Raw genomic sequence first — 22,883 nt, 5'->3', positions numbered from 1 at the left:
CCTGGCGCGCGGCTTGCAAAGATCGGGGCGTGACGTCCCCGCCCGCCGCCAACTCGAAACGCTTTCGCCTGCGCCCGCCGCCGATCAACTGGCGCGCGGCGGTGCTGACCGTCTTCATCCTGGCCAATGTCGGCCTCGGCGGCTGGTTCGCCTTCGACCGCGCCTTCCTGCACGACCTGCCGGCCGTGCCGGACAAGGAGGCCCTGTGGTCCATGGGCCGCCCGCCCGGCCTGACCTTCGTCGGGCCGGACGGCCAGGTGGTCGGCCGCCGCGGGCCGCGCCACGGGCCGCCCGTGCGCCTGGCCGAGCTGCCCCAGCACGTGCCGCTGGCCTTCCTGGCCATCGAGGACCGCCGCTTCTACCAGCACGGCGCCATGGACCTGCGCGGCGTCCTGCGGGCCCTGAGCGTCAACACCCGGGCCGGGGCGGTGGTCGAGGGCGGCTCGACCATCAGCCAGCAGTTGGCCCGCAACCTGTTCCTGAACCCCGACCAGACCCTGCGCCGCAAGGTCCAGGAGGTGCTGCTGGCCGCCCGGCTCGAGCGGATGATGAGCAAGGACGACCTGCTCGAGCTCTACCTCAACCGCATCTATTTCGGCGGCCGCGCCTATGGCCTCTCGGCCGCGGCCGAGACCTATTTCGGCAAGGCCCCGCAGGACCTGACGCTTTCGGAGGCCGCCGTCCTCGCCGGCCTGCCCCGCGCCCCGACCCGCCTGTCGCCGGCCAACGCGCCGCAGGCCGCCTGGGCGCGCGGCCAGCTCGTGCTGCGCCGGCTGGGCGAGATGAACTGGATCGACCCGGCCCTGACCGCCCAGGCGGCGGCCGGCCCGCCCCCTCCCCTCGCCCGGCTCGCCGCCGACGGCGAGGGCGACATGGCCTGGGCGTTCGACGCCGCCGCCGCCGAGGCCCGCCAGCGGCTGGGCGGCGCCACCCCCGACCTGGTCATCCAGCTCACCGTCGATCCCCAGGCCCAGGCCATCGCCGGGCACATCGTCCGCCGCACCATGGCCCGCGAGGGCTATCGCCGCGGCGCCTACCAGGCCGCCCTCGTCGCCCTGGCCCCCGACGGCGCGATCCGCGCCATGATCGGCGGGGTCGACCACGCCGCCAGCCCGTTCAACCGCGTCACCCAGGCCCGCCGCCAGCCCGGCTCGGCCTTCAAGCCGATCGTCTGGGCGGCCGCGCTCGATCACGGCGTGCGGCCGATGGACTGGCGCCAGGACGCCCCGATCCGCATCGGCGGCTGGCGGCCGGGCAACTACGGCGGCGGCTATCACGGCCAGGTCTCGGTCCAGCGGGCGCTGCAACTGTCGATCAACACCGTCGCCGTGCGGCTGGCGCGCGAGGCGGGCCTGGGCAAGGTCGGGGCCCTGGCCCGGCAGTTCGGCCTGTCGGGCGTGCCCGAGCATCCCGGCGGCTCGGTGGCGCTGGGCGCCTACGAGGTCACGCCCCTGGAGCTGGCCGGCGCCTATCAGGTGCTGCAGAGCGGCGGCGGCAAGACCTCGTCCTATCTCGTCTCCAGGATCACCGACGCCCGCGGCAAGCTGCTCTACATCCGCCCGCCCAGCGCCGCGGTCCCGATCTATCCGACCTACCAGGCCGCCCAGATGGTGCAGATGATGCGCGGCGTGATCCTGGCCGGCACCGGCCGCGAGGCGGCGTTCGGCCGGCTGGCCGCCGGCAAGACCGGCACCAGCCAGGACCACCGCGACGCCTGGTTCGTCGGCTTCACGCCCGACTGGCTCTGCGCGGTCTGGGTCGGCAACGACGACAGCCGCCCGATGGCGCGGGTCACCGGCGGCCAGGTCCCGGCCCACATCTGGCGCGACTTCATGGCCGGCGCCCACCGCGGCCTGCCCGACCTGGAGTTCGACTGGTTCCCGGCCCTGCCGCCGCCGCTCTATGTCGAGGAGCCCGAACCGCCGGCCCCGTTGCAGAACGCCTTCGGCCCGGTGCGCCACAACGCCATGGCGACCGACGCCGGCCTTCCGGCGGCGGCCGAAGCCGAGCCGGAGGCCGACTGGTCGGAGATCCCCTACTGAGGGGTCAGGTGATGCGCTTGACGCTCACCGGGTCGCTGCTCGGGAAGCTCTCTTCCAATCCCTCGTCCAGCAGCGCTTCCTGCCGGTCTTCCGCCCGCTTTTCCTTCTCGGCGAGCTGATCGGGCTTCTCGTTCTTGCCCAGCGGCTTGGCGGCGGTGCGCGCGTGCGGCGCCTCGCTCCGGTGGTCGCCCATCTGCGGGCGGCCCTCGACGGCGGCGTCGGCCGCCGCCGCGCCCGAGCCGATCGACCGGCCTTGCGCCTTGGGCTTGTCGCGCTTCAGTATCGCCATTGTGGTCCTCCGGGGTTGCCCAGAGTGAACACTCGGGACCGGAGGCGGTTGCCCCCGCCTGGGCTTTCCCTGCCCCGGCTTTCCCTGTAGGAGGCGAGGTCCGTTTCAGCGAAAGCCGACCTTCCCAGCATGACCGAGCTCTACGACGTCGCCGCCATCGGCAACGCCATCGTCGACGTGATCGCCCCGGCCACCGACGACTTCCTGATCCAGCAAGGCATGGACAAGGGCGCCATGATGCTCGTGGACGAGCAGCGCAGCGCCTCGCTCTACGCCGCCATGGCGCCGGGCCTGGAAGCCTCGGGCGGCTCGGCGGCCAACACCGTCGCCGGCCTCGCCTCGTTCGGCGGCCGCGGCGCGTTCCTGGGCAAGGTCGCCGACGACCAGCTCGGCAAGGTCTTCACCCACGACATGCGCGCCATCGGCGCCCACTTCGACACCCCGCCCCTGCTGAACGGCAAGGCCACGGCGGTGTCGATGATCAACGTCACGCCCGACGGCGAGCGGACCATGTCCACCTTCCTGGGCGCCTCGACCGAGTTCGCCTCGGACGACATCGACGCCGCCGTCGTCGAGGCGGCCAGGATCGTCTACCTGGAAGGCTACCTGTTCGACGCCGAGGCGGCCCGCCGGGCCTTCGCCAAGGCCGCGGCCCTGGCCCATGGCGCGGGCCGGATGATCGCCATCACCCTCTCGGACGGCTTCGTGGTCGAACGCCACCGCGAGGCGCTGCTCGGCTTCCTGGAGACCCAGGTCGACCTGGTGTTCGCCAACGCCACCGAGGTCGCCTCGCTGTTCCAGACCGACGACTTCGACGCGGCGGTGAACGCGCTGCGCTCCAAGGTGAAGATCTGCGCGGTCACCCGCAGCGCCCAGGGCTCGGTCATCGCCGCCGGCGGCGAGACCTTCGAGGTTTCCGCCTTCCCGGTCGAGAAAGTCGTGGACACGACGGGCGCGGGCGACCAATACGCAGCCGGGTTCATGTACGGCCTCGCGACCGGCCGGCCGCTCAATGTCTGCGGCCAGCTCGGCTCGCTCGCGGCGGCCGAGGTGATCTCGCACTACGGCCCGCGTCCTCAGGTCAGCCTGAAGGATCTCGCGGCGTCAAAAGGACTCTAAGGCCAAAGGACTTTCAGGGATGGCCCGCACCGCGGAAGTGGTCCGCAACACCAAGGAGACCCAGATCACGGTTCGCGTGGATCTGGACGGCTCCGGCGTGGCCGATGTCGAGACCGGCGTCGGCTTCTTCGACCACATGCTCGACAGCTTCGCCCGCTTCGCCGGCGTCGACCTCCATGTCCGCACCAAGGGCGACCTGCACATCGACTTCCACCACACCGTGGAAGACACCGGCATCGTCCTGGGCCAGGCGATCAACAAGGCGCTGGACGGCTTCAAGGGCATCCGCCGCTTCGGCCACGGCTATGTCCCGATGGACGAGACCCTGACCCGCTGCGCCCTCGACCTCTGCAACCGGCCCTATCTGATCTGGAAGGTCGCCTTCAAGACGCAGAAGATCGGCGAGTTCGACACCGAGCTCTTCAAGGAGTTCCACCAGGCGTTCGCCATGCACTCGGGCGCCTGCATCCACCTTGAGACCCTCTACGGCGACAACAGCCACCACATCGCCGAAAGCGGTTTCAAGGCGCTGGGCCTCGCCCTGCGCGCGGCCGTCGAACTCGACCCCAAGTCCCACGGTCGCGCCCCGTCGACCAAGGGCGTCCTGTAGGAAAGTATCCCCTATGCAGAGCGTCGCCCTGATCGACTACGGGTCGGGCAACCTGCGCTCGGCCGAAAAGGCCCTCGTCCGCGCCGCGGCGGGAACGAGCCAGATCATCGTCACCAGCGATCCGGACGTCGTGGCCGCCGCTGACCGGGTCGTGCTGCCCGGCGTCGGCGCCTTCGCCGCCTGCATGACGGCGCTGTCCGAGCGTCCCGGCCTGATCGAGGCGATGACCATCGCCGTCCAGGAGAAGGGCCGCCCGTTCCTGGGCGTCTGCGTCGGCATGCAGTTGCTGGCCACCCGCGGCCTGGAGTTCGGCGAGACCCCCGGCCTCGGCTGGATCCCCGGCGACGTGCGCCGCGTGGAGCCGACCGACCCGGCCGCCAAGATCCCGCACATGGGCTGGAACACCCTGATCGACCCGCACGGCCCCGCGCCGATCGCCGGCGTCGGCGAGGCCCCCATGTACTTCACCCATTCGTTCGCCTTCTTCCCGGACGATCCCGCCGACGTGGCCGCCTATGTCGACCATGGCGGAAAGTTCCCGGCCGCCGTCGCCAGGGGCCATGTGGCGGGCGTACAATTTCACCCTGAAAAGTCGCAAAGCGCCGGCATCGCCCTGCTGGCGCGTTTCCTGGAGTGGCGACCGTGATCCTCTATCCGGCCATCGACCTCAAAGACGGCCAGTGCGTCCGTGTCCTGCACGGCGACCTCGACACCGCCACGGTGTTCAACAATTCGCCCGCCGCCCAGGCGACCAGCTTCGTGGAAGCCGGCTTCCACTGGGTCCACGTCGTCGATCTGAACGGCGCGGTGCAGGGCAAGGCGGTCAACGAGAAGGCCGTCGAGGCGATCCTCGAGGCGGTCTCGATCCCGGTCCAGCTCGGCGGCGGCATCCGCAGCCTGAAGGACGTCGAGCGCTGGATCGAGGCGGGCGTCAGCCGCGTCATCCTCGGCACCGTCGCGGTGACCGAGCCGCAGATCGTCCGCGAGGCCGCGCGCCTCTGGCCCGAGCAGATCGCCGTCTCCGTCGACGTCCGCGCCGGCAAGGTCGCGACCCAGGGCTGGACCGAGAGCTCCGACCTCGACGCCGTCACCGTGGCCAAGCGCTTCGAGGACGCCGGCGTCGGCGCCCTGATCATCACCGACATCGACCGCGACGGCACGGTCATGGGCTTCAATGTCGAGGCCTTCGGCGCCATCGCCGACGCGGTGGCGATCCCGGTCATCGCCGCCGGCGGCCTGGCCAGCATCGACGACATCATCAAGATCAAGGCCCGCAAGGGCGTGCCGATCGCCGGGGCCGTGCTCGGCCGGGCGCTCTACAACGGCGCGATCTCGCCGGAAGAAGCCCTGAAGGTCGCCGCCTAGATGCTGAAGGTGCGCGTCATCCCCTGCCTGGACGTCAAGGACGGCCGCGTGGTGAAGGGCGTGAACTTCGTCTCGCTGCGCGACGCCGGCGACCCGGTCGAACAGGCCACCGCCTATGACGCCGCCGGCGCCGACGAGCTGATGTTCCTCGACATCACCGCCAGCCACGAGCGGCGCGGCGCGATCCTCGACGTCATCGCCCGCACCGCCGACGTCTGCTTCATGCCGCTCAGCGTCGGCGGCGGCATCCGCCAGGTCGAGGACGCCCGCCGGCTGCTGCTGGCCGGCGCCGACAAGATCAGTGTCAACACCGCCGCGGTCGAGAACCCGGACCTGATCAGCGCCTGCGCCGACGCCTTCGGCTCCCAGGCCGTGGTCGTGGCCATCGACGCCAAGCGCACGGCCGATGGCTGGCGGGTGTTCACCTATGGCGGGCGCACCGACACCGGGCTCGACGTGGTCGAATACGCCGTGAACGCCGTGAAGCGCGGGGCCGGCGAGATCCTGCTGACCTCCATGGACCGCGACGGCGCCAAGACCGGCTATGACCTCGACCTGCTGAAGGCCGTGACCAGCGCGGTCAACGTGCCGGTCATCGCCTCGGGCGGGGCCGGCAACGCCCAGCACATGGTCGAGGCCGTCACCCAGGGCGGCGCCGACGCCGTGCTGGCCGCCTCGATCTTCCACTTCGGCGAGGTCTCGATCGCCGAGGTCAAGCGCCAGATGGCCAGGGCCCACATCCCGGTCCGCATCACGGAGCCCGCATGAGCCGCTTCTCCGAGACCTTCGAGCGGCTCGCCGCGACCATCGAGGCCCGCAGGGGCGCCGACCCGACCAGCTCCTACACCGCCAAGCTGCTGTCCGAAGGGATCGAGCGCGCGGCCAAGAAGTTCGGCGAGGAAGCCGTCGAGGCGGTGATCGCCGCCGCCCAGGGCGACCAGGACGGCCTGGCCGCCGAAAGCGCCGACCTGATCTATCACTGGCTGGTGCTGCTGGCCCGCGCCGGCGTCAGCCTCGACGACGTCGCCGCCAAGCTCGAAGCCCGCGAGGGCGTGTCCGGCCTGGCCGAAAAGGCCTCGCGCCCCAAATAGGCGCCCACGAAGGCGCCGTGGGGCGGATGGCGCGATGCGAGGGGTGGAGCGCGCCTCTGTCGCCTTCGTCGCGGGTCTGCTTCCCGTGTCATCCCGGAAAGCCCGCAGGGCTTGTCCGGGACCCATTCGCGCCGCGCCTGACGAATGAGGCGCCGCCCCGCCCCAAAAGCTCAACTGACTGGATGACGCCCGAAAGCCGAACGGGCGGGGCGATCGCATATGAATCTTTCCCCATAGCTCGTCATGGCCGGGCCGCCAGGTCCCGGCCATCCATAGACGCCGAGGTCCGCCGGCGATCCCAGGCGCGTATGGATCCCCGGCGCGCCTGCGCGGCCGGGGATGACGATCGCAGGATCTGGGGCGCGCTCAAGCGCCTCCCTCAGGAACGCGGGTCCCAGCGCATCTTCATGTAGATGTCGCCGTCCTCCAGCTCGTCGAGCATCTGGTCCAGGCGCTTCTGGCGGGTCTCGGGCTTCCGCGCCCGCCTGATCCAGCCGAGATAGTCGTTCCGCTGAAACGGCGGCCGGGCCTCGTAGGCCGCGCTCAGGCCGCGCTCTTCGAGCGCCGCCCGGACTTCCGGCGGCATGGGATTGAGGTCGCGCTTCAGCGTCATAGGGGCCTCCGTCCGCCTATAACGAAGAACTACGGTGAAGGTTCTCTCGCGCCTCGCCGTCAGTGCGGCAGCACCAGGGTATGGCTCACCCCCGGGCCCTCGCCGCGGGTCAGCGCGCCGCCGGCCTGGCGCGCGAACCCCTCGACCAGCTTGCGGCCCAGGCCGGTGCTCCTGATCTCGGCCTCGGGCGGCATGCCGACCCCGTCGTCGACCACCGTCAGCTCGCAGCCCGCCTCGATCTGCCTGAGCGACACCAGGATGCGCCCCGACCGGCCGGCCGGGAAGGCGTACTTGGCCGCGTTGGTGACCAGCTCGTTGACCACCAGCCCGACCGCCACCGCGCGGTCGCGGCTGACCGGGCAGGGGGTGAGCCAGCTATCCAGCCGCACCTCGCCGGTCAGCAGCAGGCTGTCGGACAGGTTCTCGCACAGGTCGCCCAGATAGGCGCCCAGGTCGATGGCGTCCCCGGCCTCGTCCGGCGAATAGAGGTTGGCGTGGGCCTGGGCCATCGAATGAACCCGGCGCAGGGCGTCGGCCAGGGCCTGCTCGGCGCCGGCGCTGGCCGAACGGCGGCGCTGCATGTCCAGCAGGCTCTCGACCATCTGGAAGTTGTTCTTCACCCGATGGTTCAGCTCGCGCAGCAGCAGGTCGCGCACCTCCAGCTTGCCGGCGCGCTCGGCCTCGGCGGCGCGATAGGAGGTGCGGAACGCCTGGGCGACGGCGATCACCGCCAGGCCGCTGATGGCGTTCAGCAGCAGGGCGACGCCCTCGGCCGCGCCCAGCGGGCCGAACCGCGCCGGGAACAGCACGATGTACCAGACCCCCAGCAGGATGATGGTCAGGCTGTAGATCCCCGCCCGCCAGCCCGCGAGCAGGGTCGCCAGCAGCACCAGCGGATAGAGGAAGACATAGGGCGGCGGGGTCGGGACCAGCAGGTCCACGATCACCCGCAGCAGGCCGGCCAGCGCCGCGCACGCCCCGGCGCACACCCACTCGGTCACCCAAGCGGGCACGTCCGGCGCCAGCCGTTCGCGCAGATTGAGGTCACCCAGCCCTAGCATCGCCTACACAACGTCTTCATGCGGCGCGGCGGTCAAGGCAGGAATCGCGTTATACGCGAATTTTGTCAGAAAACATCCCGCGTGAACACGCCCCGGCGCCGCGCCGCCCATGGCGTAAAATGCGGCCCCGGCGCATAGTCCTGCGGTGCTCGCCCCGTTCCCCTTTCTGCAGGCCGTAACCGACCGCGACCGCCGCTGGCCGCGGGTCGCGGCCATGGCTGCGGCGACGCCGGCGGCGGTCCTCGTCCTCACCCTGGTCTTCGCGATCGTGCTCGGAATCCTGACCGGCGGCGCCATGTTCGAGAGCGCCGGCGGGCCCAGGCTGCAGCGCTCGGCGATCTACGTCCTGCAGCTCGGCGCCGGGCTGGGTTCGATGGCGCTCGCGGTGATGCTGGCGGCGCGCTACGTCTTCGCCCGGCCGATCGCCACCTGGCTGACCGCCGCGCCGCGGTTCCGCTGGCGGCTGATGCTGACGGGCGCGGCCCTGACCGTCCTGGGCGTGGGCGTGCTGATGGTCGCCGACGCCCTGACCCGCCACGGCGAGTTCGAGCTGCCGATCTTCGATCCCACCGCCAGCTTCGCCCTCAAGGGATTCTATGCGCTCGCCGTCGTGGTCGGGCTGTTCGTCGCCGCCACCGCCGAGGAGGCGGTGTTCCGCGGCTACCTGCTCCAGCAGACCGCCGCCTTCACCCGCAACACCTGGGTCCTGATCGGCCTCAACGCCGCGGTGTTCGCCGTGGCCCACCTGGAGTTCGACCCCGCCGCCCTGACCGCCCGGGCCCTGGCCGGGGCCGCCTTCGCCTGGGCGGCGCTGCGGCTGGGCGGGCTGGAGTTCGCCATCGGCGCGCATGTGGCGACCAACCTGATGATCGCCTTCTTCCAGGCCCCGATGCTGCCGGACGACCCCGAGGTCGCCGGCGGGCTCGACGACATGGTCATCGAGGTGCTGCTGGCCTTCTACATGGTGGTGATCGTCGAACTGGTGCGCAAATCGCCCCGGCTGATGGGGTCTATTTCTTCTCGAGCATGAGCTGGCCTTCCTTCTTCAGGCGGCCCTTCACCTTGTCGGCGATCATCGCGAAGAACGGCGGCAGGTCGACCTCCATGCGCACCGCGTCCTCGGCCACGTCCAGGCGGCCGGCCACCGCCTGGCCGACCACCTTGGCGGAAAACGACAGGCGGTCTCCCTCCCAGGCCCGGCTCAGCTTCACGCCTTCGCCGAACTGGTGGATCAGCTTGCCGACCCCTTCCTCGATGCGGCGGTGCGCCTCGGCCTTGCCGAGCTCATGGGGAATGGTGACGACGACGGGCTTGGCCATGGGCTGGTCCTCCAGCTCCTATAACGGCCCGCCGGCTCAAGCGCTCCCGCGCGCCGTTTCTCAGGCGTCCTGGATGGCCGAGAGCTTCCAGCCCTCGCCCGGCTGGCGCACGAAGGTCCACAGCTCCGTCGTCTCGGTCGGGCGCTCGGCGTCGCCCTCGACCACCGCCCCGGTCTGGCGGTCGACCATCACGTCGATGCTCGAATAGCGCAGGGCGGCGGTGGCGTATTCCAGCGGGCCTTCGCGCCAGGCCTCGGCGACGTCGCCCTCCAGCATCTTCACGTCGCGTACCTCGTTGCGGCGGCCGGCGGTGGCGTTCTGGCCCAGCTCCTCGGCCAGGTAGCCCATGATCTCCGGCGTGGTGCGCTCGCGGATCGCGCCGTAGTCCTCGCGGCCGAAGGCGTCCTGGATCTCGCGCAGCAGCCGCTCGAAGGCCTCGCGGTCGCCGTTGGTCACCGTGAAGTCCTGGCCCAGGTCGACCGGCGCATAGGTCTGCGGCGCGGCCTGGGCCGGCTGCTGCACCTCGAAGGGCGAGCGGAAGCTGGCGGTGTTCGCCGCGGCCTGCGCCGGCTTGCGGCGCGAAGCGAAGAAGCGGAACGCCAGCATCGCCGCCAGGGCGATCGCCGCCACCTGCAGCAGCCCGCCCAGCATGCCGGCCAGGCCCGCGCCGAAGCCGTGGCCCAGCAGCAGGCCGATCAGCCCGCCCAGCATCAGCCCGCGCACCAGCGGATTGCCGAGGAAGCCCGGCCTGGCCGCGTTCGCCGGCGTCGCCGCATTCGGGCGGGCGGGCGCGGCCGCGGTCTGGCCCGGCTGGCGCTCGGTCATCGAGCGCTGCACCGGCGCGGCCTCGTTCGGGGCGGTCTTGGTGGGCGGCGGCGCCTGATAGGTCCGCGCGCCGCGGCTGCCGAAGCTTCCTCCCCGGCGGGCGTCCGCCTCGGAGGCGAGCGAGAGCCCCATCACGACCGAGAGGCCCATGACGGCGAAAAGCTTGGGAAGTCGGGAAGTCAAAACGGCGTTTCCTTGTATTTGTCCGCGCGCATATCATGCGCTGACCTTGGGAATTCCAGGGGGGATACGCAGATGTGACCGCTATCGCCTCGGCTTTCGCTTCAGCGCCACATAGAGCGCGCCCTCGCCGCCGTGCCGCCGATGCGCCTCGGAGATCCCGGCCACCACCCCGCGCAGCGCCATGCCGCCCAGCCATTCCGGCGCGCGCCGGCGCAGCACGCCGTCGCCCAGCGTCCCCTTGCCGGTGATCACCAGCACCGCGCGGTAGCCCTCGTCCCAGGCCCGCAGCACGAAGGCCTCCAGCGCCGCCTTGGCGCGGCTCTGGTCCATGCCGTGCAGGTCGATCCGCGCCCCGATCGGGTCGCGCTCCTTGGCGATGCGGTGCTTGCGGCGCGGTTCGATGCCCTCCGGCTCGCCCCGCTGCGGCGGGCGCAGGGCAGGGCGCATCTCCGACAGCGGCAGGCGCGCGGCCGGATCGACGACCCGGCCCTGGTTCTTCGGCGGCGGCGGAATGGCCGGCTCGGCCGGCGGCGCGGGCCCGGACGGCTTGCGGCCCGGATGCGGGTGGACGGTGGCGGCCACCATCGCCCAGAGCTTCTGCTCCTCAGGGCGGATGGGGCGCTTCATCTATAGGGGCCGACCTTCGGGACCAGCCGGTGCATGCGCAGGGTGTGGCGGACCCGGCCCGCCTCGGCCCCGGCCCGGTCGCCCTGGCCCAGATAGAGGTCGGCGCGCACCGGCCCCTTGATCGCCCCGCCGGTGTCCAGCGCCATCGCCAGGCGGCGATAGGCCGGGAAGGCGCCCGACAGGGTCGGCGCCACCCCCTCGATGAAGAACAGGTCGCCCAGCGAATTGCGGCTGGTGTCGATGGCGATCGCCCGGCCGGCCGGCAGCGGGATGCCCGCCGCGCCCACCGGCTGGCGCCCGTCGTCCGGCGCCAGGGTGAAGAACACGTAGCGCGGGTTCAGCCGCATGACCTCGTCGGCCCGCGGCCCGCGGTTGTCGGCCAGCCAGGCGCGGATCGCCTCGCCCGAGGTGTTGTTGGCCGGCAGCAGCCCGCGGTCGCGCATCGGATTGGCGATGCCCAGGAACGGCTTGCCGTTGGTGGCGGCGAACACCGCCTTGGCCCGGCGCCCGTCCGGGAAGGTCAGCACGCCCGAGCCCTGGATCTGCAGGAAGAACAGGTCCTCGGGCCGCATCCAGGCCAGGGCCGGGCCCGACGAGGCCTTCTCGATGTCGGCGCGGTCGGGATAGGGGCCGAGCTGCCCGCCGGCCCCGCGCTTCAGCGCCTCGGCGCCGGCCACGCCCTTGCCGACCAGGTCGGCCGGCTTGGGCCGCACCGGGGCGGAGAACTCCACGCTCTGGCGGTCGCGGGCCTCGTACTCGGGCGAGAAATACGCGGTCAGCACCCCCTCGCCGACCAGCCGCTCGGGCCGGAAGTTCTCTTCGAAGAAGGCGCGGGCGCGGGCGGCGTCCAGCGGCCCGATGGCCCGGGCCCGGCGGCAGACCTCGCCCATCGCCGGGTCGCGCGCCACGCCGCAGGTGGTGCGGAACGCCTCGTAGCCGGCGGCGTGATCGTCCTGCGCCCAGCCGGGCACGTCGGCGAAGCTCTCCGGCTGGGCCGGGGCCGGCGTCGGCAGGGCCGGCTGCGTCGGGGTCGGGCGGGGCGGCGGCGGGCGCGGCCCGGGCGGCGGCGGCTTGGGCGTGGCGCAGGCGGCGACGAGCAGGGTCAGGACCAGCGCCGGGACGAGACGGCCCATGTGTCGGAAATTCAAGTTCGCCCCCAATCCTGGCCCGGCCGTCGAGATGGCGGCCCCTCGGCCGCCGCCACGCGCAACCCTAGAAGAACGCCCGGCGCACGACGCGCGCGCTCGTCCCTTCATAGCCTTGCGTTGAGGGCGGGAAAACGGCGTAAGGGTTAACAAACCCTTGACGCAGCTTGGCTTTCGCCGCGCCTAGGCTTCGGCGGCGGCGACGTTGACCAGCAGCCAGTTGGGGTCGCGGCTCTTGATGCTGCGCTCGAAGGTCCAGAGTTCGGCGGTGCGCTTGTCGTCCACCGCCTCGCCTTCCGGGCCCTTGGTGCGGCTGCGGAACTCGGCCAGGAAGCGGACGGTGATCCGGGCCATGTCGCCGTGCAGGTCGGCGCGCTCCATGTCGGCGCGCGGCGGATGCAGGAACTCGACCGTCTCGGTCATGCCCTGGGCCTCGCGCTCGGTGATGGCGCTTTCGAAGCTGGCCAGCACGTTAGGCGCCAGCAGGTTGCCCAGGGTCTCGCGGTCGCCGCTGGCGAACGCCCGCACCACCATCTCGTAGGCGCCCTTGGAGCCGCCGAGGAAGCGCGAGAGGTCGAAGGAGGGGTCGCGGTGCTTGATCGCCGGCAGGCCGGTCAGGTCCACGCCGTCATCGACCTGGTCGAGCGCCGGGGCCTGGCGCGCGCCGGCCGCGACGGAGTCCGCGGCGGGCGTGTCCTCGGGCTGACGGCCGACGCGCCGGCCCAGCACCGCATAGAGCTGGTACAGGACGACACCGGCCAGACCGGCGAAGATGATCAGTTCGAGGACTTGCAATTCTTTGGGCTCGCGGGACGTCGGAAGACTTCAATATAGGACAGCGTAACGCCTACGTCAGGGGCGACGTTGCCATGGCATGGGGCGCATGATAGCAGCCCAGCCCACAACAGGACGTGAATCCGCGTCTCCAACCCGGAATTTCCCGACTATGACCGATACCGACGCCGCCGGCCCCGAGACCAACGGTGCGGGCGCCCCCGAGCCCGGCATCCGCATCCTCGCCCAGTTCATCCGCGACCTGTCGTTCGAAAACCCGCGCGCGCCCGAGACCCTGCGCGCCCAGAACGCCACCCAGCCGCAGATCGAGATGGGCGTCGAAATGAACGCCCGCGGCCGCGAGGACGGGCTGTTCGAAGTCGACCTGAAGCTGTCGGCCCGCGCCGAGCGCGAGGACGGCCCGGTGTTCCACGTCGAGCTGCTCTATGGCGGCGTGTTCCAGATCACCGGCGTCAGCCAGGAAGAGCTCGAGCCGGTGCTGCTGGTCGAGTGCCCGCGCTTCATGTTCCCGTTCGCCCGCCAGATCATCGCCTCGGTGACCTCGGACGGCGGCTTCCCGCCCTTCATGCTCGACCCCATCGACTTCGCCGGCGTCTACGCCGCCCGCAAGGCCCAGGCCCTCGGCGGCGAAACCGTCGGCAACGCCTGACCCGCCCCAATCCTCCCCCGCTGGGGGAGGGGTATCGCCTATGAATCTTCTCCATGGCTCGTCATGGCCGGGCCGCCCGGCCATCCATGGACGCCGAGGTCTGCCGGCGATCCCAGGCGCGTATGGATCCCCGGCACGCCTACGCGGCCGGGGATGACGATCAGAAGGTGTGGGGCCAGGACGATGGCGCCACATGCGATCGCAGGGAGCCCCGAGCGACCGCGCGCCCTAAGGCCGCTCGGCCACGAACGTCCCGTAAACCCCGTCCTGCACGTGCTCGACGATCTTGAACCCGCAGTCGGTCAGCATCCGCTCGATCGCCCAGGCGAAGGTCGAATACTCCTCGCGGATATGTGAAGCGCCTTCCGCCCGCGAATAGCCGGTGTTCTGCGTCAGCCAGACGATCCAGCCTTCCGCCGTGGCGGCCAATTGCTGGCCCGGAACGTCGAACATCACGTCGCGCAGATAGAGCCGGCCGCCCGGCTTCAACGCGGCGTACATGCGGGTGAACGCCATCGCCTTCCAGAAGTCGGGCAGGTGGTGCAGGGCGTTCTTGGCGGTGATCAGGTCAAAGCTCTGCTCCGGCGCTTCGAATGAGAGGAAGCCCGCGCGCTGGAAGCTCAGGTTCTCGCATCCAGCCCCACGCGCCTTCGCCGCCGCCAGCATGGTCGCCGAGACGTCGATCCCCACCGCCGCCTTGCACATCTGCGCCGCCTCGCGGACCAGGATGCCCGTGCCGCAGCCGATGTCGGCCATGGTCATGTGCGGCTTCAGGCCCAGGTGCTCGAGCAACGCCCGGTCGCGCTCGGCCGACCCGCCCTGGCGCGCGTCATAGGTGGCGACCTGCGTCTCGTCCTCGAAATCGAGCCCGACCTGCCGGGCGTCGTCGTACCACCAGTCGTAGTGTTGCATTTAAATTCTCCATCAAAGTCAAGCGGATGGAGAGCGCGCCGATCCATCCGCAGGTGCGGGGATCGGGCGGCGCGAAAGGCTAGGGCCGAGCGCGGGTCCACGTCCCCTGAGCGGGGACGGTTACGGTCAGGATGCTGCGCGGCTCGGCGGTCATGGCGTCAAGCTACGGCATAACCCTGGTCCGCGACAAGTGAGCCGCCCCTCGACGCGAACGCCGCGATGGGGTCTGCTGGCGGCGGTTGAGCCATCAGGGCGCACGCCGCATGACCCCGCAATCCAGTCCGCCCTCGGCGCCCCATCCTTCGGCCCCCCATCCCTCGGCCCCCCATCCCTCGGCCAGGGAACAGCGGCTCCTGGCCACCTCGATGGCGACGACCATCGTCTTTGCCGTGGCCAGCATCGGCTTCGGCGTCTGGCTGGGCTCGAAATCGGTCACTTTCGACGGGCTGTACGACCTGATCGACGCGGCCATGACCGCCATCGCCCTGTTGATCGTGCGCCTGATCGCCCGTGGCGACGACCGCCGCTTCCAGTACGGCTACTGGCACCTGGAGCCGATGCTGGCCCTGCTCAACGGCCTGGTGCTGAGCTTCGCCTGCATCTACGCCTTCCTCGACGGGCTGAACGGCCTGCTGGCCGGCGGCCGCCACGTCCAGTTCGGCCTGGGCGCGGCCTATGCGGCGGTGAGCGGCGTGCTCAGCTTCGGCATGTACGCCTATGTCCGCGGCTCGGCCCGCAATCTCAGCTCCCAGATGCTCGACGTCGATTCCCGCTCCTGGCTGATGGGCGGGGTGCTCAGCGCCAGCCTCTGCGTCAGCTTCCTGATCGGCGACGCCCTGGCCGGCAGCGGCGCGGCCTGGATGGCGCCCTATGTCGACCCGATGATCCTGGTCATCGTCGCGGTGTGCCTGATCCCGTTCCCGGCCGTGACGCTCTGGCGCGCCAGCCAGGACATCCTGATGATCGCGCCGACCGAGCTCGACCAGCGCACCCGGGAGCTGGCGGCCCAGATCGCCGCGCGGCACGGCTTTTCCAGCTTCAGCTCGCATGTGGTCCGCTCGGGCCGCCAGCAGTTCATCGAGATCGGCTTCGTCGCTCCCTCCGGCCAGACGACCAAGAGCTTCGAGGAGCTCGACGCCATCCGGCGCGAGATCGCCCTGGCCATGGGCGGCCTCGATCCCGGCTACTGGCTGACCGTCGACTTCACCGCCGACGAGCGGTGGATCTAGAGCATTTTCAGCCGAAGTGGGCGTCCGGTCCGGCGAAGAAAATGCGCCAAGCTCAAGGATTCTAGAGCCCGAACTTGGCCCAGAGCTCTTCGTTCTTGACCACCTCGCGCACGAACCTGGCGTGCAGCTCGCGCTCGGCGTCGGTCGAGCGGAAGGGCAGGGGCCGCGGGCGCGCGCCATAGGCCGCGGACCTGGCGACCGCCACCGCATGGGCGGCCATTTCGCGGGTGGTGAGCTCGAGCGTCAGGGCGCGGCCGCCCTTCAGCTCCAGATAGACCGCCGCTAGCAGCCGGGCGTCGATCAGCGCCCCGTGCTTGTCGCGCTCGGAGAGCGAGATCTTGAAGCGCTTGCAGAGCGCGTCGAGCGAGTTGTGCATCCCCGGGAAGCGCTTGCGCGCCAGGGCCAGGGTGTCGATCCACTGGTCTTCCGGCAGCGGGGCCAGGCCCAGCCCCTCCAGTTCGTAGTTCACGAACGTGCGGTCGAAGGTGGCGTTGTGGGCGATGATCGGCGCGTCGCCGACGAAATCCAGGAAGTCCTGGTGGATCTCCTTGTCGCGGAACTTCGGCTTGCCGCGCAGGAACGCAGCCGACAGCCCATGCACCTTCTCGGCCTCCGGCGGCATGTCGCGCTCGGGGTCGATATAGACGTGGAAGCTGCGCCCGGTCGGCAGGTAGTCCTCGATCTCCAGGCAGGCCAGTTCGACCAGCTTGTGGCCGAGGTGCGGCTCGAAGCCGGTGGTTTCGGTGTCGAGAACGATCTCACGCGCCATGGGAACTACTTCGGCTGCTTCGAGCCGCGCTTCAACCCGGCGCCTGGTCGCGCGCCGGTCTGCGCTGTGGATCGCGCATCACCGCGATGATCTCGGCGACCTGGGCGCGGGCCGGCTCCAGGCCCTGGCCGGTATCGACCACGAAATGGGCGCGGGCGCGCTTTTCGGCGTCGTGCATCTGGCGCGACAGGATCGCGTCCAGGCGGTCGGCGGTCATCCCTGGCCTGGCCAGCACCCGTTCGCGCTGCTGGGATTCCGGGGCCGAGACCACCACCACCGCATCCATGTTGGCGTGGCCGCCGGTCTCGTAGAGCAGCGGGATGTCCAGCACGACCATGTCGGCCTTGGCCGCCTCCGCCGCCTTGAAGAAGTGCACCCGGTCGGCGCCGACCAGCGGGTGGACGATGGAATTGAGCCTGGCCATCGCCTCGTCGTCGCCCAGCACGCGCTGGCGCAGGGCCTCACGGTCGACGGCGCCGTCCCGGGTCACCCCGGGGAAGGCGGCCTCCAGCGGCGCGACCGCCGCGCCGCCGGCCTCATAGAGATCGGCCACCGCCGCGTCGGCGTCATAGACCGGGATCCCCGCCTCGCGGAACATCGCGGCGGTCGTGGACTTGCCCATGCCGATGGAGCCGGTCAGGCCGATGATGAGCATGCTCGCCCCTCCGAATTGCTCCCCCACTGGGGGAGCTGGCGGCCGCAAGGCCGACTGAGGGGGACTTTGACTTATCCCGCGACGAGAGCAGTCCCCCTCCGTCTCGCCGCTTCGCGTCGATCCACCTCCCCCAGGAGGGGGAGGATCTTCAAGATCTAGAGGCCCAACGCCCTGATCGCCAGGCTGCGCACGTCCACCTCGCGGGGCGGCGGCTGGCCGAAGAAGTATTCGAAGCTGGGGACCGCCTGGCCGATCAGCATGGCCAGCCCGTCCACCGTCCGCCGGCCCAGCGCCTGGCCCTGCGCCAGGAACGGCGTCTTCAGCGGCTTGTAGACCATGTCCATGATCACCGCGTCGGCCGGCGTCGCCTCCAGCGGAACCTCCAGCGCCGCCGAGCCCGACAGCCCGGCCGAGGTGGCGTTGACCACCGCGACCACGCCCGCGAACGCTGCGGCCGCTTCGCTCAGCGGCAGGGCCGTGGCGCCCAGCGGCCCGGCGACCTCCTGGGCCTTCAGCAGGGTGCGGTTGACGATGCGGACCTCGGGGCAGCCGGCCTCGACGAACGCCGCCGCCGCGCCGCGGGCCGCGCCGCCCGCGCCCAGGATCGCCACCGGCCCGGCCTGCGGATCGAAGCCCGGCGCCTGCTCGGCGAACGCCGCCAGCATGCCCAGCCCGTCGGTATTGTCGGCGAAGATCATGCCGTCCTCACCGAACACCAGCACGTTGGCGGCCTCGGCCGACCTGGCCCGGAAGCTGGCCTCGTCCGCCAGGGCCAGGGCCTCGGCCTTGAACGGCAGGGTGACGTTGAGGCCCGCCACCGATCCGCCGCGCAGCGATTGCGCGAAGGCCGTGAACCGGCCCGGCTGGGTCGAGAACGGCACATAGACCCCGTCGATCCCCGCCGCCGCCAGCCAGGCGTTGTGCAGGATCGGGCTCATCGAGTGGGCGATCGGACGGCCGACCACGCCCGCGACCCTGGTCGCCCCCGAAAGACTCATGTCGCCAGCGCCCCGTGCCGCCGGAAGAGATCCAGCAGCCCCATCAGCGGCAGGCCGAGGATCGCGAAATAGTCGCCCTCGATCCTGGAGAAGAGCTGCGCGCCCGGGCCTTCCAGCCGATAGCAGCCGACCGAGCCCAAGGCATGTTCGCCCTCGGCCGCCAGGTAGTCGGCCAGGAACTCGTCGGAGAACTCGCGCATGGTCAGGGTCGCCGAAACGATCTCGCGCCAGATCGGCGCGCCGTCCTTGGCCACCACCACCGCCGAGTGCAGCTTGTGCGGCTTGCCGCGCATGGCCTTCAGCCGTTCGGCCGCCGCCTCCAGGGTTTCGGCCTTGTCGTAGAGCCTGCCCTCGAACTCCAGCGTCTGGTCCGAGCCGATCACGAAGCCGGGCCGCCCGGCCGAGATCCGCACCGCCTTGATCTGCGCCAGGGCGTCGGCGACGTCGCGCGGGGTCGCGCCTTGCGCCAGCATCGCGGTCTTGACCGCGTCCTCGTCGACCCCGGCCACCGCCACCTCGAACGGCACGCCGGCCCCGGTCAGCACCGCGCGCCGCGCCACGCTCTTCGAGGCCAGGATGATCGGTTCGCCCATCAGCCCAGCACCTCGACCTGGCCATGGCCGCCATGCAGCAGGTTCATCACCGCCGCGGCCGTCTCCTCGACGCTGCGCCGGGTGACGTCGATCACCGGCCAGCCCTGGCGTTCATAGAGCCGGCGCGCCTTCACCGTCTCCTCGCGCACCGCCTCGATGTCGATATAGCTGCTCTCCCGGTCTTCCTTCAGGCTCAGCAGCCGGTTGCGGCGGATCTGGATCAGCCGGTCGGGCGAGATGGTCAGCCCCACCACCAGGGTGTTCTTCAGGTCGAACAGCTTCTCCGGCGGCGACCGGGTCGGCACCAGCGGCACGTTGGCCGCCCGCACCCCGCGGTGGGCCAGGTAGATGCAGGTCGGGGTCTTCGAAGTCCGCGAGACGCCGACCAGCACCACGTCGGCCTGCTCCAGGTCCTGGCCGCCCTGGCCGTCGTCGTGGCCGATCGCGTAGTTCAGCGCGTCCATGCGGTTGAAATAGTCGTTGTCCAGCGCGTGCTGCACGCCCACCCGCCGGCTGATCGAGGCGCCCAGATAGCGCTGCAGCGAGGAGACCAGCGGGTCGAGCGCGGCGATGCACGGCATGTCCAGCCGCCGCACCCCCTCTTCCAGCGCCGTGCGCAACTGGTCGTCGACGATGGTGTGGATCACCACGCCGGGCGCCTCCTCGATGTCGGTCAGCGCCCGCTCGAGCTGCCGGGGCGAGCGCACCAGCGCATAGATGTGCTCGATCGGCAGCACGTTCTCGAACCGCGCGCACACCGCCCGCGCCATCGCGTTCAGCGTCTCGCCGGTCGAGTCCGACACCAGGTGGACGTGGAAGTAGGTCGCAAAGCGCTGGGGGGTGGTCATGAAGCCCTTGTCGGCTCGTAAAGGGGAATCCGCGGAGTCCGGATCGAAAAGCTGGGGACGAAAGAGTCGAAACCTTCTTAACGAAGCAGGACCGTTTTGGGGAAGAGCGCACGCGCCGCCGGAGCCCATGTGTACGAACGGGATAAACCCCCGGCTTTGCGCCGGCCTCGTCCACGGGTCCGTTGGTTAAGAAAGTATGAACAGGGCCGCGTTCGCCGGCGGCTTTGATGACTCCGGTTCGCTATCGTTAACTCCCCGTTAACCTCCTAACGAAAGGTAAATCCTAACGAGGGTTTAACGCTTATCCCCGCAACTCACAGGTCTGACTTAACCATGTTGGGAAACGCCTCGCAGCCTTGTTGAAAAGGGGTTGGCGCGGTATGGCCGGGCGAAGTTGTCCCCACTTCTCCTAGGGCCAACCTCTAACTCCACTTCCTATTCAAGACTCTTAGATATGAAGAAGAAGGGCAGGCGGGCTTGAGCCTTTCGTCCGAAGTCGATTTAACGACCCGCATGTCGGAAGGTTCTAAACCGCGCCTCTTGAGGGCGCTCGCGGGTGAAACGCTCGATCGGCCGCCGGTCTGGTTCATGCGTCAGGCCGGGCGCTCCCTGCCCGAGTACCGCGAGCTGCGGGCCCGGGCCGGCGACTTCATCGCCTTTTGCCACAATCCCGAGATGGCCGCCGAGGCGACGCTGCAGCCCATGCGCCGCTTCCCGCTGGATGCGGCCATCGTCTTCGCCGACATCCTGCTGATCCCGCGGGCGCTGGGCCAGGACGTCTGGTTCGAGGCGGGGGAGGGGCCAAGGCTCGGCGCCCTGCCGCCGATCGAAGCCCTGGCCGACCAGGTCGAGGCCTCCACCGGCCGCCTGGCCGCCATCGGCGAGACCCTGGGCCGCGTGCGCGCCGAGCTGGAGCCCGAGCGGGCGCTGATCGGTTTCGCCGGCGCGCCCTGGACCGTCGCCACCTACATGATCGAGGGCCGCGGTTCGCAGCGCGAGGCCGCCCGCGCCTACGCCTACCGGCATCCCGAGACCCTGGACGCCCTGCTGGACGTGCTGGTGGAGTCCACCGCCCGCTACCTGGTCATGCAGGCCAGGTCCGGCGCCCAGGTGCTGAAGCTGTTCGAGAGCTGGGCCGAAAGCCTCTCCGAGGACATGTTCGAGCGCATCGTCATCCGCCCGCACACGGCGATCGTCGAGAAGGTGCGCGCCGCCGGGATCGACGTCCCGTTCATCGGCTTCCCGCGCGGCGCCGGCGCCCAGGTGGTCAACTACGCCGCCAAGGTCCCGGTCCAGGCGGTCGGTCTCGACACCCAGGCGACGGCCGCGCTCGGCCGCCAGGTCCAGGCCGGCGGCAAGACCATCCAGGGCGCGCTCGACAACCTGCTGCTGCGCGCCGGCGGCCCGGCGCTGGACGCCCGGGTCGACGCCCTGATCGAGCAGTGGAACGGCGGCCCCTACATCTTCAACCTCGGTCACGGGGTAATGCCCGATACGCCGATCGAGCACATCGAGCGCACGATCCGCAGGGTGACCGGCAAGTGACCAGGCTGGCCGTCGTCCTCTTCAACCTCGGAGGACCTGACGGGCCCGAGGCGGTGAAGCCGTTCCTCACCAACCTCTTCAGCGACCCGGCGATCATCACCCTGCCGGCGATCGTCCGCCTGCCGCTGGCGAGGTTCATCGCCGCCGGCCGCGAGGAGACCGCCAAGGCCAACTACCAGGTCATGGGCGGCGCCTCGCCGCTGCTGCCCGAGACCCGGCGCCAGGCCGATGCGCTGCAGGCGGCCCTGGCCGCCGCCCGGCCGGATCTGGAAAGCCGGGTCTTCATCGCCATGCGCTACTGGAAGCCGTTCGCCAACCAGACCGCTCGCGAGGTGGCCGCCTTCGCGCCCGACGAGCTGGTGCTGCTGCCGCTCTATCCGCAGTTCTCGACCACCACCACGGCCTCGTCGCTGAAGGACTGGGCCCGCGCCTATTCCGGCCCCGGCGCCGGCCACGCGGTCTGCTGCTATCCGACCGCCGCGGGCCTGGTCGAGGCCCACGCCCGGGCGATCAGCCAGACCTGGCTGAAGGCCGGCCGTCCCGACAATGTGCGGCTGCTGTTCTCCGCCCACGGCCTGCCGGAAAAGGTCATCGCCGCCGGCGACCCCTACCAGGCCCAGGTCGAGGCCACCGCCCAGGCGGTCGCCGCCCTGCTGCCCGAGCTGCCGGACTGGAGCGTCTGCTACCAGAGCCGGGTGGGCCGGCTGAAATGGATCGGTCCGTCTACGGACGACGCCATCCGCCAGGCCGCGGCCGACGGCAAGGGCGTGCTGGTCAGTCCGATCGCCTTCGTGTCGGAGCACGTCGAGACCCTGGTCGAGCTCGACCACGAATACGCCGCCCTGGCGCGGACCGTAGGCTGCGCGCCCTATCTGCGGGCGCCGACCCCGACCATCGATCCGGCATTGATCGATGTCCTGGCGGCCGCGGCCCTGGACGCGCTGGATCGCGGCGCGGCGCCCGCGCCCTTCGGCCCATGGCGCTGCCCGGCCGCCTATGGCAAATGCGCCTGCAGACAAGGTTAGGGGGAGCCGAGGATGAACCATTTCGACCTGCTGCGCGGCCTGCACATCATAGCCGTGATCGCCTGGATGGCCGGCATGATGTACCTGCCGCGGCTCTACGCCTACCACACCGAGACTGCGCCCCCGGGCAGCGAGTTCGACGCCCACTTCCTGGTCTGGGAGCGCAAGCTCCTGAAGATCATCATCAACCCGTCGATGATCATCGTCTGGATCCTCGGCGTCGGCCTGATCCTCTTCCACGTCTATGCGGTCGGCGAGGGCTGGGCCTTCCTGCTGCAGCCCTGGATGATCGTGAAGCTGGCCGCCGTGCTGTTCATCTCCGGCTGGCACGGCTTCCTGGCCGGCTCGTACAAGAAGTTCCTGGCCGGCCAGCGGCCCAAGTCGGCGAAGTTCTGGCGCGCCACCAACGAACTGCCGTTCCTGGCCGCGGTGATCGCCGTCCTGGCCGTCACCCTTCAATTCGGCCAGCGCTGATCCTACATTCCCCCAAGCGTCATCAAGTCGGTTGAGCTTTTGAGGCGGGGCCGCGCCTCATTCGTCAGGCATGGCGCGAATGGGTCCCGGACAAGCCCTGCG

Annotated in this window: 27 protein-coding genes; 13 read left to right on the top strand and 14 right to left on the bottom strand. The window is 70.6% G+C overall.

What is annotated here, in order from left to right; genetic code table 11:
- The first annotated feature begins 29 nt into the window (after positions 1-29).
- A complete protein-coding gene (locus RTL41_RS19525; RefSeq protein WP_312166905.1) occupies positions 30-2,042 on the top strand; it encodes a PBP1A family penicillin-binding protein in 2,013 nt (670 codons plus the stop codon).
- A gap of 4 nt (positions 2,043-2,046) precedes the next feature.
- On the opposite strand, the gene RTL41_RS19520 is transcribed toward RTL41_RS19525, so the two are convergent.
- Positions 2,047-2,331: a hypothetical protein gene (locus RTL41_RS19520; RefSeq protein ID WP_312166903.1), complete on the bottom strand. Its 285-nt coding sequence runs from the start codon at positions 2,329-2,331 to the stop codon at positions 2,047-2,049.
- Between the two features lie 129 nt (positions 2,332-2,460).
- On the opposite strand from RTL41_RS19520, the gene RTL41_RS19515 reads away from it, so the two are divergent.
- From RTL41_RS19515 to RTL41_RS19490, 6 genes are read left to right on the top strand one after another with little or no spacing between them, the layout of a single operon-like run.
- The gene (locus RTL41_RS19515; protein WP_312166901.1) at positions 2,461-3,450 is read left to right on the top strand and encodes an adenosine kinase; all 990 of its coding nucleotides are present in this window, start codon (positions 2,461-2,463) and stop codon (positions 3,448-3,450) included.
- Positions 3,451-3,469: 19 nt separating this feature from the next.
- Positions 3,470-4,060, top strand: a complete 591-nt coding sequence (hisB, locus tag RTL41_RS19510) for an imidazoleglycerol-phosphate dehydratase HisB (RefSeq protein ID WP_312166899.1) — start codon at positions 3,470-3,472, stop codon at positions 4,058-4,060.
- A 13-nt stretch (positions 4,061-4,073) separates the two neighbouring features.
- The gene (gene hisH / locus RTL41_RS19505) at positions 4,074-4,706 is read left to right on the top strand and encodes an imidazole glycerol phosphate synthase subunit HisH (RefSeq protein ID WP_312166898.1); all 633 of its coding nucleotides are present in this window, start codon (positions 4,074-4,076) and stop codon (positions 4,704-4,706) included.
- Entirely contained in the window at positions 4,703-5,425 is a 723-nt protein-coding gene (gene hisA / locus RTL41_RS19500; protein WP_312166896.1) for a 1-(5-phosphoribosyl)-5-[(5-phosphoribosylamino)methylideneamino]imidazole-4-carboxamide isomerase, read from the top strand. The genes hisH and hisA overlap by 4 nt, the downstream gene beginning before the upstream one ends.
- Positions 5,426-6,193 (top strand): imidazole glycerol phosphate synthase subunit HisF, encoded by a 768-nt coding sequence (hisF, locus tag RTL41_RS19495; protein ID WP_312166894.1) that lies wholly within the window; start codon positions 5,426-5,428, stop codon positions 6,191-6,193.
- Positions 6,190-6,516, top strand: coding sequence for a phosphoribosyl-ATP diphosphatase (locus tag RTL41_RS19490; RefSeq protein ID WP_312166893.1), 327 nt, complete (start codon positions 6,190-6,192; stop codon positions 6,514-6,516). The genes hisF and RTL41_RS19490 overlap by 4 nt, the downstream gene beginning before the upstream one ends.
- A 379-nt stretch (positions 6,517-6,895) precedes the next feature.
- Here the strand turns inward: RTL41_RS19490 and RTL41_RS19485 are convergent, their stop codons facing one another.
- Positions 6,896-7,129, bottom strand: a complete 234-nt coding sequence (locus tag RTL41_RS19485; RefSeq protein ID WP_312166891.1) for a YdeI/OmpD-associated family protein — start codon at positions 7,127-7,129, stop codon at positions 6,896-6,898.
- A gap of 59 nt (positions 7,130-7,188) precedes the next feature.
- A complete protein-coding gene (locus tag RTL41_RS19480) occupies positions 7,189-8,190 on the bottom strand; it encodes a sensor histidine kinase (RefSeq protein ID WP_312166889.1) in 1,002 nt (333 codons plus the stop codon).
- Between the two features lie 145 nt (positions 8,191-8,335).
- On the opposite strand from RTL41_RS19480, the gene RTL41_RS19475 reads away from it, so the two are divergent.
- Complete coding sequence (locus RTL41_RS19475) at positions 8,336-9,220, top strand: type II CAAX endopeptidase family protein (protein WP_312166887.1); 885 nt, start codon at positions 8,336-8,338, stop codon at positions 9,218-9,220.
- Here the strand turns inward: RTL41_RS19475 and RTL41_RS19470 are convergent.
- The 5 genes from RTL41_RS19470 to timA all read right to left on the bottom strand — a co-directional run bounded on the left by RTL41_RS19470 (position 9,201) and on the right by timA (position 13,084).
- Entirely contained in the window at positions 9,201-9,509 is a 309-nt protein-coding gene (locus RTL41_RS19470; RefSeq protein WP_312166885.1) for a polyhydroxyalkanoic acid system family protein, read from the bottom strand. The two genes, RTL41_RS19475 and RTL41_RS19470, sit on opposite strands and share 20 nt — an antisense overlap.
- A 60-nt stretch (positions 9,510-9,569) precedes the next feature.
- Entirely contained in the window at positions 9,570-10,517 is a 948-nt protein-coding gene (locus tag RTL41_RS19465) for a TIM44-like domain-containing protein (protein WP_312166883.1), read from the bottom strand.
- Positions 10,518-10,598: 81 nt separating this feature from the next.
- Positions 10,599-11,144, bottom strand: coding sequence for a Smr/MutS family protein (locus RTL41_RS19460; protein WP_312166882.1), 546 nt, complete (start codon positions 11,142-11,144; stop codon positions 10,599-10,601).
- The gene (locus RTL41_RS19455) at positions 11,141-12,277 is read right to left on the bottom strand and encodes an MltA domain-containing protein (RefSeq protein ID WP_312166880.1); all 1,137 of its coding nucleotides are present in this window, start codon (positions 12,275-12,277) and stop codon (positions 11,141-11,143) included. The genes RTL41_RS19460 and RTL41_RS19455 overlap by 4 nt, the downstream gene beginning before the upstream one ends.
- 195 nt (positions 12,278-12,472) lie before the next feature.
- A complete protein-coding gene (gene timA, locus RTL41_RS19450; RefSeq protein ID WP_312166878.1) occupies positions 12,473-13,084 on the bottom strand; it encodes a TIM44-related membrane protein TimA in 612 nt (203 codons plus the stop codon).
- Between the two features lie 151 nt (positions 13,085-13,235).
- Between timA and secB the strand changes: the two genes are divergently transcribed.
- Positions 13,236-13,733, top strand: coding sequence for a protein-export chaperone SecB (gene secB / locus RTL41_RS19445; RefSeq protein WP_312166876.1), 498 nt, complete (start codon positions 13,236-13,238; stop codon positions 13,731-13,733).
- Between the two features lie 228 nt (positions 13,734-13,961).
- On the opposite strand, the gene RTL41_RS19440 is transcribed toward secB, so the two are convergent.
- The gene (locus RTL41_RS19440; RefSeq protein WP_312166875.1) at positions 13,962-14,645 is read right to left on the bottom strand and encodes a methyltransferase domain-containing protein; all 684 of its coding nucleotides are present in this window, start codon (positions 14,643-14,645) and stop codon (positions 13,962-13,964) included.
- 365 nt (positions 14,646-15,010) lie between these two features.
- On the opposite strand from RTL41_RS19440, the gene RTL41_RS19435 reads away from it, so the two are divergent.
- Positions 15,011-15,874 carry a cation transporter gene (locus RTL41_RS19435; protein WP_312166874.1) on the top strand — a complete coding sequence of 288 codons (864 nt, stop codon included), beginning with the start codon at positions 15,011-15,013 and terminating at the stop codon, positions 15,872-15,874.
- 61 nt (positions 15,875-15,935) lie between these two features.
- Here the strand turns inward: RTL41_RS19435 and dnaQ are convergent, their stop codons facing one another.
- From dnaQ to RTL41_RS19410, 5 genes are all read right to left on the bottom strand, one after another.
- Entirely contained in the window at positions 15,936-16,643 is a 708-nt protein-coding gene (gene dnaQ, locus RTL41_RS19430) for a DNA polymerase III subunit epsilon (protein WP_312166872.1), read from the bottom strand.
- 31 nt (positions 16,644-16,674) lie between these two features.
- Positions 16,675-17,298: a dephospho-CoA kinase gene (coaE, locus tag RTL41_RS19425; RefSeq protein ID WP_312166871.1), complete on the bottom strand. Its 624-nt coding sequence runs from the start codon at positions 17,296-17,298 to the stop codon at positions 16,675-16,677.
- A gap of 155 nt (positions 17,299-17,453) precedes the next feature.
- Entirely contained in the window at positions 17,454-18,296 is an 843-nt protein-coding gene (aroE, locus tag RTL41_RS19420; RefSeq protein WP_312166869.1) for a shikimate dehydrogenase, read from the bottom strand.
- Positions 18,293-18,889, bottom strand: a complete 597-nt coding sequence (locus RTL41_RS19415; protein ID WP_409418355.1) for a Maf family protein — start codon at positions 18,887-18,889, stop codon at positions 18,293-18,295. The genes aroE and RTL41_RS19415 overlap by 4 nt, the downstream gene beginning before the upstream one ends.
- Positions 18,889-19,737 (bottom strand): pyruvate, water dikinase regulatory protein, encoded by an 849-nt coding sequence (locus RTL41_RS19410; protein ID WP_312166867.1) that lies wholly within the window; start codon positions 19,735-19,737, stop codon positions 18,889-18,891. The genes RTL41_RS19415 and RTL41_RS19410 overlap by 1 nt, the downstream gene beginning before the upstream one ends.
- A 513-nt stretch (positions 19,738-20,250) precedes the next feature.
- Here RTL41_RS19410 and hemE point away from each other — a divergent pair.
- From hemE to RTL41_RS19395, 3 genes are read left to right on the top strand one after another with little or no spacing between them, the layout of a single operon-like run.
- Positions 20,251-21,282, top strand: coding sequence for a uroporphyrinogen decarboxylase (gene hemE / locus RTL41_RS19405; RefSeq protein ID WP_312166865.1), 1,032 nt, complete (start codon positions 20,251-20,253; stop codon positions 21,280-21,282).
- On the top strand, positions 21,279-22,307 hold the full coding sequence (gene hemH / locus RTL41_RS19400; RefSeq protein ID WP_312166863.1) for a ferrochelatase: 1,029 nt from the start codon (positions 21,279-21,281) through the stop codon (positions 22,305-22,307). The genes hemE and hemH overlap by 4 nt, the downstream gene beginning before the upstream one ends.
- A 12-nt stretch (positions 22,308-22,319) precedes the next feature.
- Positions 22,320-22,781, top strand: coding sequence for a CopD family protein (locus RTL41_RS19395; RefSeq protein ID WP_312166861.1), 462 nt, complete (start codon positions 22,320-22,322; stop codon positions 22,779-22,781).
- Positions 22,782-22,883 lie beyond the last annotated feature (102 nt).

Origin of the sequence: Phenylobacterium sp., from assembly GCF_031984885.1 — a bacterium.
Classification (GTDB): domain Bacteria; phylum Pseudomonadota; class Alphaproteobacteria; order Caulobacterales; family Caulobacteraceae; genus Phenylobacterium.
This window is presented reverse-complemented; position numbering and strand designations above follow the sequence as displayed.

Bases quoted from the DNA above. Each gene is read 5' to 3' on its own strand.
- RTL41_RS19520 (WP_312166903.1), bottom strand. From the start codon at position 2,331: ATGGCGATACTGAAGCGCGACAAGCCCAAGGCGCAAGGCCGGTCGATC.
- RTL41_RS19515 (WP_312166901.1), top strand. From the start codon at position 2,461: ATGACCGAGCTCTACGACGTCGCCGCCATCGGCAACGCCATCGTCGAC.
- hisB (WP_312166899.1), top strand. From the start codon at position 3,470: ATGGCCCGCACCGCGGAAGTGGTCCGCAACACCAAGGAGACCCAGATC.
- hisH (WP_312166898.1), top strand. From the start codon at position 4,074: ATGCAGAGCGTCGCCCTGATCGACTACGGGTCGGGCAACCTGCGCTCG.
- hisF (WP_312166894.1), top strand. From the start codon at position 5,426: ATGCTGAAGGTGCGCGTCATCCCCTGCCTGGACGTCAAGGACGGCCGC.
- RTL41_RS19490 (WP_312166893.1), top strand. From the start codon at position 6,190: ATGAGCCGCTTCTCCGAGACCTTCGAGCGGCTCGCCGCGACCATCGAG.
- RTL41_RS19485 (WP_312166891.1), bottom strand. From the start codon at position 7,129: ATGACGCTGAAGCGCGACCTCAATCCCATGCCGCCGGAAGTCCGGGCG.
- RTL41_RS19480 (WP_312166889.1), bottom strand. From the start codon at position 8,190: ATGCTAGGGCTGGGTGACCTCAATCTGCGCGAACGGCTGGCGCCGGAC.
- RTL41_RS19470 (WP_312166885.1), bottom strand. From the start codon at position 9,509: ATGGCCAAGCCCGTCGTCGTCACCATTCCCCATGAGCTCGGCAAGGCC.
- RTL41_RS19460 (WP_312166882.1), bottom strand. From the start codon at position 11,144: ATGAAGCGCCCCATCCGCCCTGAGGAGCAGAAGCTCTGGGCGATGGTG.
- RTL41_RS19455 (WP_312166880.1), bottom strand. From the start codon at position 12,277: ATGGGCCGTCTCGTCCCGGCGCTGGTCCTGACCCTGCTCGTCGCCGCC.
- secB (WP_312166876.1), top strand. From the start codon at position 13,236: ATGACCGATACCGACGCCGCCGGCCCCGAGACCAACGGTGCGGGCGCC.
- RTL41_RS19440 (WP_312166875.1), bottom strand. From the start codon at position 14,645: ATGCAACACTACGACTGGTGGTACGACGACGCCCGGCAGGTCGGGCTC.
- RTL41_RS19435 (WP_312166874.1), top strand. From the start codon at position 15,011: ATGGCGACGACCATCGTCTTTGCCGTGGCCAGCATCGGCTTCGGCGTC.
- dnaQ (WP_312166872.1), bottom strand. From the start codon at position 16,643: ATGGCGCGTGAGATCGTTCTCGACACCGAAACCACCGGCTTCGAGCCG.
- coaE (WP_312166871.1), bottom strand. From the start codon at position 17,298: ATGCTCATCATCGGCCTGACCGGCTCCATCGGCATGGGCAAGTCCACG.
- aroE (WP_312166869.1), bottom strand. From the start codon at position 18,296: ATGAGTCTTTCGGGGGCGACCAGGGTCGCGGGCGTGGTCGGCCGTCCG.
- RTL41_RS19415 (WP_409418355.1), bottom strand. From the start codon at position 18,889: ATGGGCGAACCGATCATCCTGGCCTCGAAGAGCGTGGCGCGGCGCGCG.
- RTL41_RS19410 (WP_312166867.1), bottom strand. From the start codon at position 19,737: ATGACCACCCCCCAGCGCTTTGCGACCTACTTCCACGTCCACCTGGTG.
- hemE (WP_312166865.1), top strand. From the start codon at position 20,251: ATGTCGGAAGGTTCTAAACCGCGCCTCTTGAGGGCGCTCGCGGGTGAA.
- RTL41_RS19395 (WP_312166861.1), top strand. From the start codon at position 22,320: ATGAACCATTTCGACCTGCTGCGCGGCCTGCACATCATAGCCGTGATC.